The organism is Actinosynnema sp. NPDC037264 (assembly GCF_055603705.1).
Map to the genome: position 1 here is coordinate 13,832 of NZ_JBVJVK010000085.1, position 18,555 is coordinate 32,386.

An 18,555-nucleotide genomic window follows, 5' to 3' on the forward strand; every position below is an offset into this window, starting at 1 on the left:
GTTCGGGCCGAACGGTACCGGCGGGACCCGCGTGCGACCGAGCCGTTCACCCGTCGCGTCGGCGGTGCGGTCAGCCATCACCGCGCGACCGGGCCCGCTCCTCCAGCAGGTCCGGCCGTCGCTCCGCGTCGAGCGCTCCGCCCGCCGCCGACGCGTTCAGCACCGGGTTGTAGGACCCCAGCAGCGGGTCGGTGCCGCTGACCGCCTCGCCGGTCGGTCGCCAGTACTTGTTGTAGTCGTCCACGATGGTGGACGTCGGCTGGCCGCCGACGTACTCGGCCACGTCGACCCCGAGGTGGGCGAGCAGGACCGGGGTGCCGAGCGGGGAAGCCAGTCCCATCACGTCGAGCAGGAACGTCTCCGGCGGCACGTCCGCCCGCCCAGGTAGGCGAGCGTGTGGCCGAACAACGCGCCCCAGCCCAGCGCGGTCGACACGGCTTCGAGCCCCGCTTTCGGCAGGACGCCCGCCGGACCGGCCAGCAGGGCCGCGTCGCTCGCGATGCTGAGGCCGGTGCTCGCGTCGCCGCTGACGTCGGCCAACGCGCTGATCGTGTTCGCGTTGTCCTGGATGAGGTGCAGGCCGTGCTCGCCGAGCCCTCGTGCGGCGGCCAGCTGTTCGATGATCTGCCGGTGGTCGATCGGCCCCGGCGCCTTGATCCGCTCGGCGGAGGCGGTGATCTCCGCGACGATGGCGGACGCCAGGTCGGCGACGATCCCGTCCTGGATGCGGCGTCCGATGACCGGGGGCAGCGCGGCGGCCATGCCGAAGTTGACGAGGTTGAGGTGGATCGCGTCGCGGATGTAGTTCTTGACCCCCTCGACCTCCAGCGCGAACCGCCCGGCCCGCCCGGCGAGCTCGTTCATGTCCTGCTCGACCGTGCCGAGCGCGGCGAACACCTCGCCCAGCTTGCCCAGCAGGGCCTGACCCGCCGGGTCCGGCCAGGCGCCGGCGAGCCCGCTCACGTTGGTCGACCTGAGCGCGTGGACGGCCGCGGCGGCGTCCCGCCAGCCGAAGAACAGGTCCACCGCCGCGGTCTCGTCGGTCTCCGGCCAGCCGGTGATCGCCTTGACCTCCGGCCACAGGCCCAGGGCACTGGTCGGTTCCCCGATGGGCATGCCGAGTCCTCCGATCAGCGCGGGAGACCCGCGGCGGCGCGCTGGTCGGCGGCCACGTAGTCGGCCACGCCCTCCTGACCCGCCTTGACGACCGCGGGCACGGCGGCCAACGCGTGGTCGGCGCCCTGCTTCACGGGCTCCGGCACGTAGACCGAGCGGAACGCGTCGGCCAGCGGACCGGCGCCGATGCCCGCCTCGCCCGCGTCGATCGTGGCGCGGTGGCCGCGCCAGGTGTCGGTGGCGAGCTTGCCCTCCACGTCGATCCCGTTCAGCTCGAAGAGGGCGGCCTCGGTCGAGAGCTCGACGCCGCTCACCGGTCGCCCCGCCGAGAAGCGCGGTCGAGGGAGGTCAGGAAGGGGTCGAAGTCGAGGTCGGCCGTCTTCGGGGTGGCGTCGGCGGGCAGGAACCGGCGCACCAGCGTGAAGACCTCGGCCTGGGCACGTGCCACCGCGCGGTGGATCGTGGCGGTGATGGTCGCCGCCAGGGCGGCGGAGTCGGCGGTCCGGTAGATCCGGGGGTCCAAGTCCAGCTCGATCACCTCGCCGCGACCGCCGACGACGGCGCTGACCAGGCCGTCGTCGGACACGGCGGTCGCGCGGACCTCGGCCAGCCCGCGCTGGATCGTCTTCACCTCGTCGGCGAGGCTTTCGTAGTCGACCGGGTTCACTCGGCCCTCGTTCCCGTGCGGCTGATGGGCGTTCGAGCGGAGTCTGGGTCAGGTCCCGGGCCCGTCGGGGTGCGCTGACAGGTTCCGGCCACCCGTCCGACCGGCGCGGTGCGACGACACCGCCGGCGGCTCGGCTTGCCGTGGTTGGGCGGCGCGGTCGGCGTCGTACGCCGACGCGTACTACGACGGCTGGGTGGCGGCCAACGGCCGGGACCTCGCCGGGCCGACGGCCGCGCCGACCCGGTTCACCGAGGACGGCACGTGGCCGTGACCGGTCAGGGGGTGGCCCGCCGGTAGTGCCGCCGAACGCGCGCCAACCGCGCCTCGGCCCGCTCCTGCCCGTCCGTGCCGGCCTCGACGCGCTCCCGCAGCCGGTAGGCGACGACCTCGCCCAGCGGCGCGTCGGGGTGCTTGCGGAACCACGACGGCCGGCGGTCGCGGGCGACCTGCTCGGCGTGGTCGGCCGACGCCTCGTCGGCCCGACCGAGCGCCGAGCGCAGGGCCTGGTCGGCGTGGTGCCGGTCGGCGCGGTGGGCGAGCTGCTTGTTCCGGGGGATGTTCTTGCGGGAGCTCTTGTCGTTCTCGCCGTAGGTGTTGCGGCGGTCCTTGGCGTAGCTCAACCGCTTCTTCTCCTGCGGGCTCTTGCGCACGCCGCCCCCTCTCCGTCGATCACGTCCGCCGGACGGTACCGGGGCGGCACGCCGGCGGCCGAGCGGTTTTCCGGGCCGTGCGGTCGTCCGACGAGGCGCTCCGAGGTCGCCGGGGCGAGCGGTTGACATCGGCGGCGGGGCGCGGATACTTAAGTAGATGCTTAACCAAGTGTTCCACGCGCTCGCCGATCCGAGCAGGCGGTCCATGGTCGAGCGGTTGACCCTGGGCTCCGCGTCGGTCAGCGAGTTGGCGAAGCCGTTGGAGATGTCGCTCCCCGCGGTGGTCCAGCACCTGCAGGTGCTGGAGGCCAGCGGCCTGGTGCGGACGGAGAAGGTCGGTCGGGTGCGGACCTGCCACGTCGTGCCGTCCGCGTTGCGCCAGGCCGAGCAGTGGATCACCGAGCGCCGCACGACCTGGGAGAGCCGGCTCGACCGGCTCGACGACTACCTGAAGGAGCAGTCATGACCGTGGAGCACGCGACGTTCACGCTGGAGCGCGACTACGACGCGCCGCCCGCCGCGGTCTTCGCCGCCTGGGCGACCCCCGAGGCGAAGTCGCGCTGGTTCGTCGGCCCGGACGAGTGGGTGGCCAAGCCGCTGGAGCAGGACTTCCGCGTCGGCGGCGAGGAGCGCGTCAGCGGCGGGCAGCCGGGCGGCAAGGTCTTCCACTACGCGGCCCGCTTCCAGGACATCGTGCCCGACGAGCGGATCGTCACGACCTACGAGATGCACATGGAGGACACGCGCATCTCGGTGTCCGTCGCCACCGTGGAGTTCAAGGCCTCCGGCGGCGGCACGCGGCTCGTCTACACCGAGTCGGGCGCGTTCCTCGACGGCCACGACAAGGTCGAGCACCGCGAGCGCGGCACCGTCGAGCTGCTGGACAACCTCGGCCGGGCGCTAGCAGCCGGCGGCGCGGTCCAGTAGCAGCTTGCGCTCCCGCTCGTTGCGGGTCATCCCGGCCGCCCGCTCGAACTCCGCCCGCGCCTCGGCGTGCCTGCCCAGCTTGGCCAGCAGGTCGCCGCGCACGCTCGGCAGCAGGTGGTAGCCCTTCAGCGCGGGCTCGTCGACCAGCTCGTCCACCAGTTCCAGCCCGACCGCCGGGCCGAACGCCATCCCGATCGCCACCGCGTGGTTCAGCTCCACGATCGGTGACGGCGCGACCAGCGACAACCTCTCGTAGAGACCGGCGATGAGGGTCCAGTCGGTGTCCTCCGGCACGCGGGCCCGCGCGTGGCACGCGGCGATCGCCGCCTGCAACGCGTACGGTCCGCCGGCGCCGCCCAACGACTCGGCCTTCGCCAGCGCGTCCAGGCCGCGGCGGATGAGCAGCTGGTCCCAGCGGGCCCGGTTCTGCTCCAGCAGCAGCACGGGCTCGCCGTCCGGGCCGACGCGCGCCTTGGCCCGGGACGCCTGGACCTCCATCAGCGCCACCAGGCCGTGCACCTCGGGCTCGCGCGGCATCAGGCCGGCCAGCACCCGGCCCAGCCGCAACGCGTCCGCGCACAGCGCCGGGCGCATCCAGTCGTCGCCCGCGGTGGCCGAGTAGCCCTCGTTGAAGATCAGGTAGATCACGCCGAGCACGGACGCCAGCCGGGCGTCCCGCTCGTCCTCCGCCGGCACCTCGAACGGGACGCCCGCCTTGGCGAGGGTCTTCTTCGCCCGCACGATCCGCTGCGCCACGGTCGCCTCGGGCACCAGGAACGCGCGGGCGATCTCGTCGGTGGTCAGACCGCCGAGCATGCGCAGGGTCAACGCCACCTGCGCCTCGGTGGACAGCACCGGGTGGCACGCGGTGAACACCAGCCGCAGCAGGTCGTCGTCGATCTCGCCGACCTTGGCGGCGGCGTCCGGGACGTGGTCGGACCCGGTGTCGCGCCCGATCTGCTCGAGCTTGCGCTGGTAGTTCCGGTCGCGCCGGATCAGGTCGACGGCCCGGTTCTTCGCCGCGGTCATCAGCCACGCGCCGGGGTTGCGCGGCACGCCGTGCTCCGGCCACTGCTCCAGGGCGCTGACCAGCGCGTCCTGCGCCAGCTCCTCGGCCAGGCCCACGTCGCGCACCATCCGCGCCAGCCCCGCGATCAGGCGGGCGGACTCGATCCGCCACACCGCCTCGACCGCACGACGCGCATCGGTAGCCATCACGACCTGGAATCAGATCAGCTACCGATGCGCGTCGGCAAGCGCGTGCCCCGGGGTCAGCCCTGGGCGGCGCGGGCCTCCTGCTCGGCGCGCAGCTCGCGCTCGCGGTCCTTCAGCTCCTGCGAGGCGTTGACGAAGTCGTCCTCGGTGAAGACCTGCCGGATCTCGATCTGGGACTCCTCGCCGGTGGGGTTCGGCACCCGCTTGACCCATTCGACCGCCTCTTCCAGCGACTTGAGCTCCAGCAGCCAGAAACCGGCGATCAGCTCCTTGGTCTCGGCGAACGGGCCGTCGACCACGGTGCGCTTGTCGCCGGAGAAGTAGACCCGCGCGCCCTTGGAGCTGGGGTGCAGCCCTTCGCCCGCCAGCAGCACGCCCGCCTTGACCAGCTCCTCGTTGAACGCGCCCATCGCGTTCAGCTCCTCCGCGGTGGGCTGCGCGCCGGCCTCGGTGTTCTCGTTCGCCTTCACGATCACCATGAAACGCATGTCGATCTCCCTGTTGGTTCGCCTGGCCGGTCCATCCTGGCCTCTACTCACGCGACGAACGAGCGGGGGCGTGGATCGACATCCGGGCCCGATTTCTTCCAAGATTTTTTCGCGGGCCCCTGACCAGGGGTTTCACGTGATGGGCGAGCCTCCGGTCACACCGATGACCTCGCCGGTGATGTAGCTGGACTCCGACGAGGCCAGGAAGACGTACAGCGGGGCGAGCTCGGCCGGCTGACCCGCGCGGCCCATGGGCGACTGCTCGCCGAAGCTCTCCACCTTCTCCGGCGGCATGGTGGCCGGGATGAGCGGCGTCCACACCGGACCGGGTGCGACCGAGTTCGCCCGGATCTTCCGGTCCACCAGGTTCTGCGCCAGGCCCTTGGTGAAGTTCACGATCGCCGCCTTGCTGGTGGCGTAGTCGAGGAGCTGGTAGGAGGGCTGGAACCCCTGGATGGACGACGTGGTGATGATCGAGGAGCCCTCGGGCATGTGCGGCACGGCCGCCCGGCACAGCCAGAACATCGCGTACACGTTCGTCTTCATGACGCGGTCGAACTGCCCGGTGGAGATGTCGAGCAGGCCGCCGTCCTGCGCCATCTGGTAGGCGGCGTTGCTGACCAGGACGTCGATCCGGCCGAACTCCTCGACCGCGCGCGCCACGACGGCCGCGCACTGCGCCTCCTCGGTGAGGTCGCCGGGGACGGCGACCGCCTTGCGCCCGGCCTCCTCGACGAGCCTCGCGGTGTCGCGGGCGTCCTTCTCCTCGGCGGGCAGGTAGGAGATGAGCACGTCGGCGCCCTCGCGCGCGAAAGCCAGTGCGACGGCGCGGCCGATGCCGGAGTCGCCGCCGGTGATCACGGCCTTCTTGTCGGTGAGCCGCCCGGTGCCGCGGTAGGTCGCCTCGCCGTGGTCCGGGGTGGGGTGGACGTCGTCGGTCAACCCCGGGTACTTGATCGGGTTCTCGGCCATGTCCGCAGGGTGCCCACGTGCGTACGACCTGAACACGCCGAAGGGCGCGCCTCCGGGTGGAGGCGCGCCCTTCGGGGGTGTGTGGAGGGTCAGCGGCGCAGGGCGCGCCCGACCGTGAAGGCGCCCGGGCCGAGGACGGCCAGCAGCAGGAACACCCAGCTGTAGAGGGCGGCCAGCTCGCCCATGTTGTGCATCGGCAGCAGGGCCTCCGGTTGGTGGACGGTGAAGTAGGCGTAGGCCATGACGCCGGACAGCACGAACGCGGCCGGCCGCGCGGCCAGGCCGACCAGCACCAGGACGGCGCCGACCAGCTCGATCACGCTGCCGTACCAGCCCGGCCACGAGCCGAACGGGACCGCGGCGCCCTGGCCGTCGATGCCGCCGAGGAAACCGAGGCCCTGCAGGCCGTGCAGGCCGAACAGGAACGACACGACGACGCGGAAGGCGGCGAGCACCAGGTCGTTGCGCTTGGTGGTGGCGGTGGTGGTGTGGGCGGCGGCGCGGCGGGTGTCGGTCGTGGTGGTCATCTCGGGCTCCCCATCTCGTGGTCTTACTGACGCGACGAACGGGGACCCCTCCGGATCGACACGTCGGCCGAACTTTTTTCCGGGAAGTCGAGCCGGAGGGTGAACCGGCTGGTCGGGGCCGGTAGGCGTTGGCCGCGGCGGAAGAAGCGGACCCGGCGCGGGTCGGCCGCCTCGGCGCGCACGGCCGCCAGGTCGGCCTCGCCGGGCGGGCGGGCGACCGACGGGCCGGGCCGGTGGTCGAGCGGCGGTGGCGGCGGGTGGTCCTCGTCGGGCAGGGGAGGCCGGTCGACGCGGCACGCGACCAGGCCGGGCGTGTCGGGGACGTCCAGCGGGAACACCGGCGCGGGCCAGACGTAGTCGAGGTCGTCCGGGACGTCGGGGAACAGCGGGCGGTAGTGGTCGGGGTCCTTGCGCAGGAGCGCGGACCGGTGGCTGCGGTGCAGGTCGTCGTCACCGAGCCAGGGCGGGAGCAGCCCTTCGGCCAGGCACCACGACCACGTCGGCTCCCGGCCGCCGGTGTAGTCGAGGAACCCGGCGCGCAGGCCGTCGCGGTGGCCGCGCCGTCGCCACTCGTCGCACACGGCCACGCCGTAGGCGACCAGCGCGGGCGTGAAGCCGCGCCACATCAGCACCGCCGGGTGCCGCTTCCAGCCGTACTCGGGCCAGACCAGGGCGCGCAGGATCTGGGCGGTCTCCACGCGCTGCTTGCCGAGCCGCCGCGAGTCGAGCACGGCGGCGCTGCGGGCGAAGGTCGCGCACGGCAGGAACGTTTGCACCCCAGCCGGCTACCCCGCGTGCGGCCGGTCAAGCGCGTGGGTCGTCCGGACAGGCAAAAGACCGGTGGGCTGTTAGCCTGCGGCGGTGGAGTTCCAGCGCGCCCGGCGGCCCGAGCAGGTGGAGCAGCGGCGACGCACGATCCTCGACACGGCGTCCGCGATGCTGCGGGAGCGGTCCGTCGCCGACATCAGCCTGCGCGAGCTGAGCGACCGGGTCGGGCTCGCGAAGTCGAACGTGCTGCGGTACTTCGACAGCCGGGAGGCGATCTTCCTGGAACTGCTCGACCGGGAGTGGGGCGCCTGGCTGGACGAGGTCGAGGCCGCGGTGGCGCCGGCGGCCGAGGCCGAGGAGGTGGCGACCGCGATCGCGACCTCGCTGCTGCGCCGCCGGTTGCTGTGCGAGCTGGTCAGCGGCATGGCCGGGGTGCTGGAGCGCAACATCTCGGTGGACTTCGCGCGCGTGTTCAAGCGCCGGGCGCACGCGCACACGACCCGGTTGGCGGAGGTCGTGCGGGCCGGGGTGCCGGTGCTGGACGAGGCGGCGGCGCGGCACTTCGCCCGCGTGGTGCTGGTCATGACGGCCGGCCTGTGGCCGCACGCGAACCCGACGGACGCGGTGGCGCAGGTGATGCGGGAGCTGGGCGGACCGCCGGCGGGCGAGCTGGTGCGGGAAGGGCTGACGGAGGGCCTGGTGAACCAGCTGGTCGGCCTGGTGGCCCGGTCCGGACGCCCGCGGAGGCCGTAGGGTTCGGCGTCGTGAGGGCACTGGTGGTTCGCGGTGGCTGGGACGGGCACTCGCCGGTGGAGGCGACCGACGGGTTCCTGCCGTTCCTGCGCTCGTCGGGGTTCGCGGTGGACGTGTCGGACTCGCTGGAGGTCTACGACGAGCGCCTCGGCGGGTACGACTTGGTCGTCCAGTGCTGGAGCGACGGCGTGCTGACCGACGACCAGTTCACGTGCCTGGAAGCGGCGGTGCGCGGTGGGACGGGGCTGGCCGGGTGGCACGGCGGCCTGGTGGACGCGTTCCGCCACTCCCGCGGCTACCTGAGGTTGGTCGGTGGCCAGTTCGTCGACCACCCCGGCGGCTTCGTGGACCACCGGGTGGAGATCACCTCGACCCACCCGATCGTGGCCGGTCTCGAGGGGTTCGACCTGCGGACCGAGCAGTACTGGGTGCTGACCGACGGCCTCAACGACGTGCACGCGACCACGACCTTCGCCGCCGCCGAGCCGTGGCACACCCAGCTGACCGTGCCCGCCGTGTGGACCCGCCGCTGGGGCGCCGGCCGCGTCTTCGCCTGCACGATCGGCCACCACCCGGCCGACCTGGCCCTGCCCCCGGTCCGCACCCTGGTCGAACGGGGCCTGCTCTGGGCCGCCCGCCCCTGACCCCCGCGCGTGTCGAACGCCCAAGCCCCGCGTGTCCGACGCTCAGGAACCTTCACGGCCCGCGAGTCGAACGCCCAGGACCCCCGCGGTCACCCGCCCGAGTCCGCCAACGCGGCGGGCTCCGAGTCGGCCAGGTTCTCCGGCAGCCTGAGGCCTTCGTGGAGCGGCACGAGCTCGGATTGCAGCACCAGAGCCGCCCCGCCGATCGCGGACGCCGTGGCGGCCGAACGGGACAGCCTCACGTCGACGCCGTGCGCCGCCCGCGAGAAGAACGTGCGGTCCAGCTCGTCGCGCACCACGGGCAGGTAGACCGAACCGGCGATGGCGAAGCTCGGCCCCGTCAGCACCAGGACCTCCAGGTCCATCACGTTCGCCAACGTCCGCGCCGCCACCGCGATGTACCGCGCCGACCGCTCCAGGATCGCCAACGCCGACGGCTCGCCCCGGCGCGCCGCCCGGCTCACCGCCGCGAAGTCCGACGACACCGACCGCGACCGCCCGGTCAGCCCCGCCGACCCGGCCAGCGCCGCGTCCGCCCGTGCGGCCGCCACCACGGCCGCCGGCCCGGCGAGCACCTCCACGCACCCGCGCGCGCCGCACCAGCACTCCGGCCCGTCCGCGTCCACGCAGATGTGGCCGATCTCCCCGGCGTTGCCGCTGCTGCCGCGGTAGGTGATGCCGTTGATGATCAGACCCGCGCCGATGCCCGTGCCCATGTACAACGCCGCCGAGATCGCCGTCCCGCCGATCCCGCCCGACCAGTGCTCGCCCAGCGCCGCCGCCGTGGCGTCGTTGTCCAGCACCACCGGCAGGCTCGTCTCCCGCTCCAGCTCGCGCGCGAGCGGGAAGTCCTCCCACTTGCGCATGGACGGCGGGGTCAGGCCCATGCCGGTGTCCGAGCTGAGCGGTCCGGGGGAGACCAGGCCGAGGCCCAGCACGCGGTTGTGCTCGACGCCGACGCCGTCGATCAGGCCCTTCACCTCGGCCGCCATCCGCGCCACCACGGTCCGCGGTTCCGCCGCGCCCGCGCCCGCCCTCGAAATGCGGGCCACGACCGATCCACCGAGATTGGTCAGCACGTACGTGATGCCCGCGTGGTCCAAGTGGACGCCGACGGCGTACCGGGAGGAGTGGTTGAGCTGGAGCAGGACCCGCCGCTTACCGCCGGTCGACTCGGCCCGCCCGGTCTCCACCACCAGGCCCTCGTCGATGAGCTTGCGGACGACCGTCGAGATGGTGGCGCCGGTGAAACCGGTGGCGTTGATCAGGCCGACGCGGCTGATGGTGCCCGCCGCCCGGATCACGTCCAGCACGGCGGACTTGCTGCTCGCATGCTGCGTCGCCCGCGCCGGTCCGCTCACGTGGTCCCCCGCGTTGGTCTTAGTTCGTTCGTCGGACGAAGGGTAGCAACTTGACCGGCAGATGACGCCGAGGTGTTGACTTCGTTTCTTCGATGACTTAACAATCTGCCTCAACGCGGGACCGCGGCCGGTCTCGGGCCACGAGAGGAATCGACGATGTCCCTGAAGGCAAGGCGCTTCTCACGGGCGCGCATGGCGGCGGCCGGCCTGGCCGCGGTCGCCATGCTGGCGACCGCGTGTGGTGGATCGAGCGCCGGCAGTGACGCGAACAAGGACACGCTGGTCGTCTACACCGGCCAGGCCGGTGACTGGCAGCTGAACTTCAACCCGTTCTCGCCCACCCTGATCGAGGGCCCGGGCACGATCTTCGAACCGCTGTTCTTCTTCAACAACATCCGCGACGTCGAGCCGCGGCCCCGCCTGGGCAAGAGCTTCCAGTGGAACGCCGACGGCACCCAGCTCGACATCGAGCTGCGCGACGACGCCAAGTGGACCGACGGGCAGAAGTTCACCGCCAAGGACGTCGTCTTCACCCTCGACATGGTCTCCAAGAACCCGACCATGAACAGCACGGGCTACAAGGGCACGGCGACCGCGGTCGACGACACGCACGTGTCGGTCAAGTTCACCGAGCCGTCCTACATGGAGGGCCCGCAGGTCCTCGGCAAGATCTTCATGGTCCCCGAGCACAAGTGGAAGGACATCGCGACCCCCGCGACCGACGTCATCAAGGAGCCCGTCGGCACCGGCCCGTTCATGCTGGACGAGTTCAAGGCCCAGGCGTTCACGCTCAAGTCGAACCCCGACTACCACTCCGGTGAGCCGGCCCTGAAGAAGGTCCGCTACCTGGCGCTGTCGGGCAACCAGTCCGGCGAGGCCGCGCTGAGGGCCGGCCAGATCGACTGGCAGACCGGCCCCGTCCCGGACATCGCCGACGTCGAGAAGAACTACCCGGGCTACAAGGCCATCACCATCCCGATGAACCAGGTCGCGCTCTTCACCTGCTCCAACGCCGCCTTGGGCTGCCAGGGCCCGCAGACCGACGTGGCCGTGCGCAAGGCGATCTACTACGCCCTCAACCGCACCCAGATCAACTCGCTCGCGTTCGAGAACACCGCGAGCGAGGTGTCCCCGGGCGCCGCGCTGCTGGAGCGCGACAAGGACCAGATCTCCTCGAAGCTCAAGGAGAAGACCGCGCCGATGCAGCCCGACGAGGCCAAGGCCACGCAGCTGCTGGAGGCCGCCGGCTACGCCAAGGGCGGCGACGGGATCTACGCCAAGGACGGCAAGCCGCTGACCATGACCCTAAAGGTCGTCGCCGGCTGGACCGACTACATCACCGCGGTCGACACGATGTCCCAGCAGCTGCAGAAGGTCGGCATCAAGGTGACCGCGCAGCAGCTGTCCTGGAACGAGTGGTCCGACGCGCGTGGCCGCGGCGAGTTCGAGCTGCTGATCGACTCGCTGCACCAGGGCCCGGCGCCCGACCCGTTCTACAACGCGTCCTACTTCTTCAGCACCGCGACCACGGCCAAGGTCGGCGAGGTGGCGAACCCGAACTTCTCCCGGTTCTCCGACCCTCAGGTCGACGCCGCGCTCGCCGGGCTCAAGGGCGTGAACCCGACCGACGACGCCGCCCGCCGGCCCTTCCTGGACACCATCCAGACCAGGATCGAGGAGTCGATCCCGTACATCCCGGTCCTGACCGGCGGCACGACCAGCGAGTACAACGCCAAGAAGTTCACCGGCTGGCCCACCAAGGACGACCTCTACGCGTTCCCGGCGGTCTGGGCGCGCCCGGAGGCGTCGGAGATCTACCTGAAGCTCAAGCCGGCCGGCCAGTGAACGACTGATCGAGGCGATAGGCGGACCGATGAGGTACTACGCCCGAAAGTTCGCGTTCTACCTGGTCGCCCTCTGGGCGGCGCTGACGCTGAACTTCTTCATCCCGAGGCTCATGCCGGGCAACCCGGTGGACATCCTCATGGCGAAGCTCGCGCAACGCGGCGGAACCGTGGACCCATCGGCCCGCAGGGCGTACGAGCTGCTGCTCGGCACGAACAGCGGCGAGTCGCTCTTCCAGCAGTACATCTCGTACCTGGGCAACATGTTCCGGGGTGATCTGGGCATATCGGTGAGCGCGTTCCCCGCGCCGGTGTCCCAGATCATCTCGGAAGCCCTGCCGTGGACCCTGATGCTCGTCGGCATCGCGACGTTCCTGTCGTTCGCCCTCGGCATCGTCCTCGGCGCGTTCGTCGGCTGGCGGCGCGGCACCTGGCTCGACGGCCTGGTGCCCGCCACCACCGTGCTGGCCGCCGTGCCGTACTTCTGGCTGGCGCTGATCCTGGTCGCGCTGCTGTCCTCGGCGTGGGGCTGGTTCCCGCTGCAAGGCGGCTACGACGTGATCCTCACGCCCGGCTGGAACGCCGAGTTCATCGGCTCGGCGATCTACTACGGCACGCTGCCCGCGCTGACCATCGTGATCTCGTCGGTCGGCGGCTGGCTGCTCGGCATGCGCAACATGATGGTGTCCGCCACCGCCGAGGACTACGTGCTCACCGCCAAGGCCAAGGGCCTGCGCGACTCGCGGATCATGATCAAGTACGCGGCCCGCAACGCGGTGCTGCCGTCCGTGGCCGGTTTCGCCATCTCGCTCGGGTTCGTGGTGGCCGGCTCCATCATCACCGAGCAGGTGTTCTCCTACCCGGGCATCGGGTCCAAGCTCCTGCAAGCGGTGCAGAACAACGACTACGCCCTCATGCAGGGCATCTTCCTGGTCATCACGGTCGCCGTGCTCGGCGCGAACCTCGTGGTCGACCTGCTCTACGCCGTCATCGACCCGCGCACCCGCGTCAGCGGCTGAGAAGGAGAACGGACACCGTGACGAATCTCAGTGCTGTCACCGTCGAGGCTCCGCGCGGGCGGGCCGGGTGGCGGTCCATGCTGCCGCGCTGGTCGCCCAAGCTCGGCGTCGGCCTGGTCCTGATCGGGCTGATCACGTTCATCGGCCTGGTCGGCCCGCTCCTGGTCGGCGACCCGAACGCGATCCGGGACGTGGGCCTGACCGGGCCGGGCGGCGAGTTCTGGCTCGGCACCACGCAGACCGGCCAGGACATCGTGGCGCAGCTCGCGTACGCGACCAGGGGCTCGCTGTACATCGGCCTGATGGTCGGCGTGATGGCGACCGCCCTGTCGGCCCTGTTCGGCATCGTCGGCGCCTACATCGGCGGGTACGTCGACGAGGGCTTCTCCCTGTTCTCCAATGTGATGCTGGTGATCCCCGGCCTGCCGCTGGTGATCGTCATCTCCGCGTTCGTGCCCGCCGACCAGCGCGGCTCGTGGACGATCGCGGTGGTGCTCGCGATCACCGGCTGGGCCGCGTCGGCACGGGTGCTGCGCGCCCAGACGCTGTCGCTGCGCAACCGCGACTACGTGGCCGCGGCCAAGGTCTCCGGCGAGAAGCCGTGGCGCGTCATCACCGTCGAGATCCTGCCGAACCTGCTGCCGCTGCTGGCCTCGCAGTTCGTGTTCTCGGTGATCTACGCGATCCTCAGCGAGGCCGGCCTGTCGTTCCTCGGCCTGGGCGCCTCCAACTCCTCCACGCTCGGCACGATGCTCTACTACGCCCAGAACGGCTTCGCGCTGCAACGCGAGGCGTGGTGGTGGTTCGTCCCGCCGGGCCTGATCATCGCCCTGTTCGGCTGCGGCCTGGCGCTGGTCAACTTCAGCATCGACGAGATCATCAACCCGAAGCTGCGCGACATCCCCCGGCGCGCCGAGGCCGATGCCGACCGGCCGGCCGAGCCCGTGGCGCGCGCGGACGACGACGTGGTGCTCACCGTGAACGACCTGTCCGTCGTGTACCAGGTGGAGAAGCCGGTGCACGCGGTCAAGGACGTGTCGATCACGTTGCGGCGCGGTGAGATCCTCGGCCTGGCCGGCGAGTCCGGCTGCGGCAAGACGACGCTGGCCTACGCGATCAACCGGCTGCACCGGCCGCCCGCCGAGGTGACCACCGGCTCGGTCACGTTCCACGACCGCGAGGGCGGCGACATCGACGTGCTCGCGCTCACGCCGGGCGAGCTGCGGGCGTTCCGCTGGTCGAAGCTGTCGATGGTGTTCCAGGGCGCGATGAACGCGCTCAACCCCGTCATCACGGTCCGGGCGCAGCTCGACGACGTGCTCACCACGCACCGCCCGGAGATGACCAAGGCCCAGCGCAAGGCCAAGTGCGAGGAGGTGCTCAAGCTGGTCGGCGTCGACGTGCGGCGGCTCAGCTCCTTCCCGCACGAGCTGTCCGGCGGCATGCGGCAGCGCGTGATGATCGCCATGGCGCTGCTGCTCGACCCGCAGGTCATGATCATGGACGAGCCGACCACCGCGCTGGACGTCGTCGTGCAGCGCGGCATCCTGCGCGAGATCCTGCGGCTGCGCGACGAGATCGGCTTCGCCGTCCTGTTCATCACCCACGACCTGCCGCTGCTGCTCGAACTCGCCGACCGCATCGCCGTGATGAAGGACGGCGAGGTCGTCGAGTACGCCACCGCGCAGGACATGTTCGAGCAGCCCGCGCACCCCTACACCCGCCAGCTGCTCGACTCGTTCCCCAGCCTGACCGGCGAACGCGGCTCGTTCGTCCGCTCCGGCGAGCAGCTGACGCCGGTCGACCGGTCCGGCGAGCCCACCCCGTCCGGAGGCGTTCGATGACCACGTTGGAAGCGCGCGAGCTGGTCAAGGACTTCCACGTCCGGGTCGGCCTGCGGCGGGTGCGGCTGCGCGCGGTGGACAACGTCTCGTTCACCCTCACGCCCGGCCGCACGGTCGCGCTGGTCGGCGAGTCCGGCTCGGGCAAGTCCACCATCGCCCGGATGATCGCCCGGCTGGAGAAGCCCAGCGGCGGCGCGATCACGCTCACCGGACCGGACGGCGCGAAGGTGCCCGAACGCGCGTACCGGGACAACGTGCAGATGGTGTTCCAGGACCCGTTCGCGTCGCTGAACCCGTTCCACACCATCGAGCACCACCTGGCGCGGCCGTTGAAGCTGCACGGCCGGCCGCACGGCTGGGACGACGTAGTGCAGCTGCTGGAGCGCGTGTCCCTGCCCGGCCGAGACGTCGCCGGGCGGCGACCGCACGAGCTGTCCGGCGGCCAGCGCCAGCGGGTGGCGATCGCGCGGGCGCTGGCGCCGGGCGCGAAGGTCGTGGTGGCCGACGAACCGGTGTCGATGCTGGACGTCTCCATCCGGCTGGGCGTGCTGAACCTGATGGCCCGGTTGCAGCGCGAGGAGAACCTGGCCGTCCTCTACATCACGCACGACCTGGCCACCGCGCGGCACTTCTCCGACGACATCCTCGTGCTCTACAAGGGGCGCGTCGTCGAACGGGGACCGGCCGACGAGGTGATCCTCAACCCGCAGCACCCGTACACCAAGATCCTCGCCTCCGCCGCGCCGAACCCCGAGGCGCGCGGCCGTGCCGTCGAGATCGACCCGGCGGACGTGGAACGGGCAGGCGCCGCCGCCGCGTACGACCACAACACCGGGGCGTGGGAGGAAGTCGCGAAATGACGGTCACCTGGTCCACCGGCGCGATCAGGCTGCTGCTCACGCACGGGGACGACCGTCCGGTGAGCCTGCTCTCGCTGCGCCCCGACGGGCCGGTCGAGGGGATCGGGGTGCCGCTGGTCGAGGTCCAGGCCATCGGGCACGGCCGGTTCCCCGGCAGCCACCGCTACGCCGACACCGCGATCGGCGCCCGCCTGCGCCACCGCTCGCACACCGCGTCCGCGGACGAGCTGCGGGTCGTGCAGCACGACCCGGTGAGCGGGCTGGTGGTGACGTCGGTGTTCCAGGGCGTCGCCGGCGTGCCCGCGGTGCGGACGTGGACCGAGGTGGAGGTCGAGGGCGAGCCGGTCCACCTCCAGGCCGTGACGTCGCTGTCCACCGGGGCGTTCCTGGTGGACAGCGGCCGTTCGGTGGACGAGGTCGACCTCGTGCACGCCGACTCCGACTGGGTCGCCGAGTCGCGCTGGCACCGCACGCCGCTGCGCGAGGCCGGCCTGGTGGCGATGGACCCGACCGTGCACCACCACGCGTCGCGCAGCCGGTTCGCGCTGACCTCGCGCAGCTCGTGGTCCACGGGCGAGCACCTGCCGACCGGCGTGCTGGTGGCGCGGGACGACAGCTGGGCCCTCGCGTGGCAGATCGAGCACAACGGCGCGTGGCACTTCGAGGTGGGGGAGACCGTCGCCGGCGCGTACCTGGCGCTGCTGGGGCCCAGCGACGGCGAGCACCAGTGGGGTCGCGTGGTGTCCGAGGGCGACGGCTTCACCACCGTGCCCGTGTCGGTGGCGATCGCCGCCGGCGGCGTGGACGAGGCGATCGGCGCGTTGACGCGGCAGCGGCGGGCGACGTTGCGCAACCGGCGCGCGCCCGAGCTGCCGGTGATCTTCAACGACTACATGAACACCCTCATGGGCGACCCGACCACCGAGAAGCTGCTGCCGCTGATCGACGCGGCGGCCGAGGTGGGCGCGGACTACTTCTGCGTCGACGCCGGGTGGTACGACGAGGACGGCAAGTGGTGGGACAGCGTCGGCGAGTGGCGGCCGTCGCGGACCCGGTTCCCGAACGGCTTCGGCGAGGTCGCCGACCGGATCCGGGAGCGCGGGATGGTGCCCGGCATCTGGCTGGAGCCCGAGGTCGTCGGCGTGCGGTCGGCACTGGCCCGGTCGTTGCCGGACGAGGCGTTCTTCCAGCGCCAGGGCGCGCGGGTGGGCGAGCACGGCCGCTTCCACCTGGACTTCCGGCACCCGGCCGCGGTCCGGCACGTGGACGAGGTGGTCGACCGGCTGGTCGAGGAGTTCGGCGTCGGGTACGTCAAGCTGGACTACAACATCATGCCCGGCGCGGGCACCGACGTCGGCGGGGTGGCGCCGGGTGACGGCCTGCTCGGGCACAACCGGGCGCACCTGGCCTGGTTGGACGCGCTGCTGGCCCGGCACCCGGGGCTGCTGCTGGAGAACTGCGCGTCCGGGGCCATGCGGATGGACTACGCGATGCTGTCGCGGCTGCACCTGCAGTCGACTTCGGACCAGCAGAACCCGTTGCTGTACCCGCCGATCGCCGCCGCCGCGCCCGCGTCCGTGCTGCCGGAGCAGGCCGGGAACTGGGCGTACGCGCAGCCGGGGATGACGCCGTCGGAGGCCGCGTTCACCTTGGCCACCGGCGTGCTGGGTCGCCTGTACCTGGCCGGCCGGGTCGACCTCATGGACCCGTCGCAACGGGCTCTGGTCGCCGAGGCGGTCTCGGTCCACAAGGGACTGCGGCCGGAGATCGCCACGTCGGTCCCGTTCTGGCCGCTCGGCCTGACCGGCCGCGCCGGCGCGTGGGTGGCGCAGGGGCTGCGCGCGCCGGCGAACAGCTACGTGACCGCGTGGCGGCTGCCCGACGCGCCACCGGCCGCGGACCTGCCCGTGCCGCACCTGCGCGGCCGGGACGTCGCGGTGTCCCCGGTGTTCCCGGTGGCGTCACCGGAGTGGGCCTTCGAGTGGCACGCGGAACGAGGGGTGCTGCGTGCCACCCACAGCGGCGCCACGCCGTCGGCGGTCGTCGTGAGGCTGGGCGCCTGATCGCGTCAGGGCAGCCGGGGCTCGACCAGTTCGGCGACCCGCATCGCCATCGGGCACGGGTCCTCGGCCGGGCTGCCCGAGTTCAGCACCACGTCGACCCGGGACGACGCCGTGACGCCGATGAAGATCCCGCAGCTGCCGGTCGCGCCCACGGCCTGCTTGGCCTGGTGGCGGCCGATCACCAGCTCCTGCACCACGTTGCCGCTCGACTGGACCTGGTCCAGCCCGGACGTGGTCCGGATGCCCACACCCAGCAGGGCCTGCCGGGGCGAGAAGTTGCACACCCGCGCCGAACCGAGCTGCTCCACCACCGGCTCGGCGGTCTGCGCGCCGGTGACCTGCTCGGCCTCGGCCTTGGTGAGCAGGTCGCACGGGTCGGCGCCGTCCAGCGGGCCGCCCCGCGACGGCCCGACCGCGGGCGCGGTGGCCGGTCGCGACGAGCCGTCGGAGGTCGGGCCGGACGGGCTCTCGGCGGGCCCGCCGCAGGCGACGGCCGAGAGCAGGACCGCGACGGCGGCCAGCGTGGTGCGAGGGTTCACTGGGTCGTTCCCCGGTCGGTCAGGGCGGGAGGGCGCGCCGCCGGCGGTCCGGTCGGTCCTCGCCCCGGTGACGCTCACGACCGGGACCGACGCTTCGGTCCGCCGACCGTAGCGCACGTTCTGGGAGCGCTACCAGACCTGCGTCCGCCGAGCCGACGACCGCGACGGCCGCCCAGGCGGACGGCCGTCGCGCGGCACGCGCCGCTAGGGCGTGTCCGCCGGGTCATGATCGGGTTTTGTCTGGTGCGGCTCGGATCCAGTCGATGGTCTCGACGATGTCGTTGGTGGCCTGCCAGTG

Annotated in this window: 21 protein-coding genes; 9 read left to right on the top strand and 12 right to left on the bottom strand. The window is 72.0% G+C overall.

The annotated features are described in order from the left end of the window. Positions 1-70: 70 nt before the first annotated feature. From ACZ7GX_RS42320 to ACZ7GX_RS42340, 5 genes are all read right to left on the bottom strand, one after another. Complete coding sequence (locus ACZ7GX_RS42320; protein WP_498785937.1) at positions 71-340, bottom strand: hypothetical protein; 270 nt, start codon at positions 338-340, stop codon at positions 71-73. Next, positions 340-1,116: a WXG100-like domain-containing protein gene (locus ACZ7GX_RS42325; protein WP_498785939.1), complete on the bottom strand. Its 777-nt coding sequence runs from the start codon at positions 1,114-1,116 to the stop codon at positions 340-342. The genes ACZ7GX_RS42320 and ACZ7GX_RS42325 overlap by 1 nt, the downstream gene beginning before the upstream one ends. Before the next feature lie 14 nt (positions 1,117-1,130). After that, positions 1,131-1,430, bottom strand: coding sequence for a hypothetical protein (locus ACZ7GX_RS42330; RefSeq protein WP_498785942.1), 300 nt, complete (start codon positions 1,428-1,430; stop codon positions 1,131-1,133). Further along, a complete protein-coding gene (locus ACZ7GX_RS42335; protein WP_498785944.1) occupies positions 1,427-1,783 on the bottom strand; it encodes a YbaB/EbfC family nucleoid-associated protein in 357 nt (118 codons plus the stop codon). Before ACZ7GX_RS42335 ends, ACZ7GX_RS42330 begins: the two co-directional genes overlap by 4 nt. A 275-nt stretch (positions 1,784-2,058) precedes the next feature. Beyond that, complete coding sequence (locus ACZ7GX_RS42340) at positions 2,059-2,433, bottom strand: hypothetical protein (RefSeq protein WP_498785947.1); 375 nt, start codon at positions 2,431-2,433, stop codon at positions 2,059-2,061. Positions 2,434-2,590: 157 nt separating this feature from the next. Between ACZ7GX_RS42340 and ACZ7GX_RS42345 the strand changes: the two genes are divergently transcribed. Further along, positions 2,591-2,899: an ArsR/SmtB family transcription factor gene (locus ACZ7GX_RS42345; protein ID WP_308257457.1), complete on the top strand. Its 309-nt coding sequence runs from the start codon at positions 2,591-2,593 to the stop codon at positions 2,897-2,899. Next, positions 2,896-3,360 (top strand): SRPBCC family protein, encoded by a 465-nt coding sequence (locus ACZ7GX_RS42350; RefSeq protein WP_498785950.1) that lies wholly within the window; start codon positions 2,896-2,898, stop codon positions 3,358-3,360. Before ACZ7GX_RS42345 ends, ACZ7GX_RS42350 begins: the two co-directional genes overlap by 4 nt. Here ACZ7GX_RS42350 and ACZ7GX_RS42355 read toward each other — a convergent pair. From ACZ7GX_RS42355 to ACZ7GX_RS42375, 5 genes are all read right to left on the bottom strand, one after another. Continuing rightward, the gene (locus tag ACZ7GX_RS42355) at positions 3,334-4,575 is read right to left on the bottom strand and encodes an RNA polymerase sigma factor (RefSeq protein ID WP_498785952.1); all 1,242 of its coding nucleotides are present in this window, start codon (positions 4,573-4,575) and stop codon (positions 3,334-3,336) included. The genes ACZ7GX_RS42350 and ACZ7GX_RS42355 overlap by 27 nt on opposite strands. A gap of 56 nt (positions 4,576-4,631) precedes the next feature. Next, positions 4,632-5,063: a YciI family protein gene (locus tag ACZ7GX_RS42360; protein WP_498785954.1), complete on the bottom strand. Its 432-nt coding sequence runs from the start codon at positions 5,061-5,063 to the stop codon at positions 4,632-4,634. Positions 5,064-5,195: 132 nt separating this feature from the next. Beyond that, complete coding sequence (locus tag ACZ7GX_RS42365) at positions 5,196-6,035, bottom strand: SDR family oxidoreductase (RefSeq protein ID WP_498785956.1); 840 nt, start codon at positions 6,033-6,035, stop codon at positions 5,196-5,198. Positions 6,036-6,124: 89 nt separating this feature from the next. Beyond that, complete coding sequence (locus tag ACZ7GX_RS42370) at positions 6,125-6,562, bottom strand: DoxX family protein (protein WP_498785957.1); 438 nt, start codon at positions 6,560-6,562, stop codon at positions 6,125-6,127. A gap of 23 nt (positions 6,563-6,585) precedes the next feature. Beyond that, positions 6,586-7,338: an MSMEG_6728 family protein gene (locus ACZ7GX_RS42375; RefSeq protein WP_498785959.1), complete on the bottom strand. Its 753-nt coding sequence runs from the start codon at positions 7,336-7,338 to the stop codon at positions 6,586-6,588. Positions 7,339-7,423: 85 nt separating this feature from the next. Here ACZ7GX_RS42375 and ACZ7GX_RS42380 point away from each other — a divergent pair, with 85 nt between their 5' ends. Both ACZ7GX_RS42380 and ACZ7GX_RS42385 read left to right on the top strand, forming a co-directional pair. After that, a complete protein-coding gene (locus ACZ7GX_RS42380) occupies positions 7,424-8,083 on the top strand; it encodes a TetR/AcrR family transcriptional regulator (RefSeq protein ID WP_498785961.1) in 660 nt (219 codons plus the stop codon). Between the two features lie 11 nt (positions 8,084-8,094). Beyond that, a complete protein-coding gene (locus ACZ7GX_RS42385; protein ID WP_498785962.1) occupies positions 8,095-8,727 on the top strand; it encodes a ThuA domain-containing protein in 633 nt (210 codons plus the stop codon). A gap of 89 nt (positions 8,728-8,816) precedes the next feature. Here ACZ7GX_RS42385 and ACZ7GX_RS42390 read toward each other — a convergent pair whose 3' ends face one another. Then, positions 8,817-10,088 carry an ROK family transcriptional regulator gene (locus tag ACZ7GX_RS42390; protein ID WP_498785963.1) on the bottom strand — a complete coding sequence of 424 codons (1,272 nt, stop codon included), beginning with the start codon at positions 10,086-10,088 and terminating at the stop codon, positions 8,817-8,819. Positions 10,089-10,244: 156 nt separating this feature from the next. Between ACZ7GX_RS42390 and ACZ7GX_RS42395 the strand changes: the two genes are divergently transcribed. From ACZ7GX_RS42395 to ACZ7GX_RS42415, 5 genes are read left to right on the top strand one after another with little or no spacing between them, the layout of a single operon-like run. Then, positions 10,245-11,933: an ABC transporter substrate-binding protein gene (locus tag ACZ7GX_RS42395; protein WP_498785965.1), complete on the top strand. Its 1,689-nt coding sequence runs from the start codon at positions 10,245-10,247 to the stop codon at positions 11,931-11,933. 28 nt (positions 11,934-11,961) lie between these two features. After that, positions 11,962-12,951, top strand: coding sequence for an ABC transporter permease (locus tag ACZ7GX_RS42400; RefSeq protein ID WP_498785966.1), 990 nt, complete (start codon positions 11,962-11,964; stop codon positions 12,949-12,951). Between the two features lie 17 nt (positions 12,952-12,968). After that, positions 12,969-14,795, top strand: a complete 1,827-nt coding sequence (locus tag ACZ7GX_RS42405; protein WP_498785968.1) for a dipeptide/oligopeptide/nickel ABC transporter permease/ATP-binding protein — start codon at positions 12,969-12,971, stop codon at positions 14,793-14,795. After that, positions 14,792-15,655 carry an ABC transporter ATP-binding protein gene (locus ACZ7GX_RS42410; protein ID WP_498785970.1) on the top strand — a complete coding sequence of 288 codons (864 nt, stop codon included), beginning with the start codon at positions 14,792-14,794 and terminating at the stop codon, positions 15,653-15,655. The genes ACZ7GX_RS42405 and ACZ7GX_RS42410 overlap by 4 nt, the downstream gene beginning before the upstream one ends. Further along, on the top strand, positions 15,652-17,718 hold the full coding sequence (locus ACZ7GX_RS42415; protein WP_498785972.1) for a glycoside hydrolase family 36 protein: 2,067 nt from the start codon (positions 15,652-15,654) through the stop codon (positions 17,716-17,718). Before ACZ7GX_RS42410 ends, ACZ7GX_RS42415 begins: the two co-directional genes overlap by 4 nt. A 5-nt stretch (positions 17,719-17,723) precedes the next feature. Here the strand turns inward: ACZ7GX_RS42415 and ACZ7GX_RS42420 are convergent, their stop codons facing one another. After that, a complete protein-coding gene (locus ACZ7GX_RS42420) occupies positions 17,724-18,257 on the bottom strand; it encodes a DUF3558 domain-containing protein (protein WP_498785974.1) in 534 nt (177 codons plus the stop codon). Positions 18,258-18,555 lie beyond the last annotated feature (298 nt).

Bases quoted from the DNA above. Each gene is read 5' to 3' on its own strand.
- ACZ7GX_RS42320 (WP_498785937.1), bottom strand. From the start codon at position 340: ATGGGACTGGCTTCCCCGCTCGGCACCCCGGTCCTGCTCGCCCACCTC.
- ACZ7GX_RS42325 (WP_498785939.1), bottom strand. From the start codon at position 1,116: ATGCCCATCGGGGAACCGACCAGTGCCCTGGGCCTGTGGCCGGAGGTC.
- ACZ7GX_RS42345 (WP_308257457.1), top strand. From the start codon at position 2,591: ATGCTTAACCAAGTGTTCCACGCGCTCGCCGATCCGAGCAGGCGGTCC.
- ACZ7GX_RS42350 (WP_498785950.1), top strand. From the start codon at position 2,896: ATGACCGTGGAGCACGCGACGTTCACGCTGGAGCGCGACTACGACGCG.
- ACZ7GX_RS42355 (WP_498785952.1), bottom strand. From the start codon at position 4,575: ATGGCTACCGATGCGCGTCGTGCGGTCGAGGCGGTGTGGCGGATCGAG.
- ACZ7GX_RS42360 (WP_498785954.1), bottom strand. From the start codon at position 5,063: ATGCGTTTCATGGTGATCGTGAAGGCGAACGAGAACACCGAGGCCGGC.
- ACZ7GX_RS42365 (WP_498785956.1), bottom strand. From the start codon at position 6,035: ATGGCCGAGAACCCGATCAAGTACCCGGGGTTGACCGACGACGTCCAC.
- ACZ7GX_RS42370 (WP_498785957.1), bottom strand. From the start codon at position 6,562: ATGACCACCACGACCGACACCCGCCGCGCCGCCGCCCACACCACCACC.
- ACZ7GX_RS42395 (WP_498785965.1), top strand. From the start codon at position 10,245: ATGTCCCTGAAGGCAAGGCGCTTCTCACGGGCGCGCATGGCGGCGGCC.
- ACZ7GX_RS42400 (WP_498785966.1), top strand. From the start codon at position 11,962: ATGAGGTACTACGCCCGAAAGTTCGCGTTCTACCTGGTCGCCCTCTGG.
- ACZ7GX_RS42410 (WP_498785970.1), top strand. From the start codon at position 14,792: ATGACCACGTTGGAAGCGCGCGAGCTGGTCAAGGACTTCCACGTCCGG.
- ACZ7GX_RS42415 (WP_498785972.1), top strand. From the start codon at position 15,652: ATGACGGTCACCTGGTCCACCGGCGCGATCAGGCTGCTGCTCACGCAC.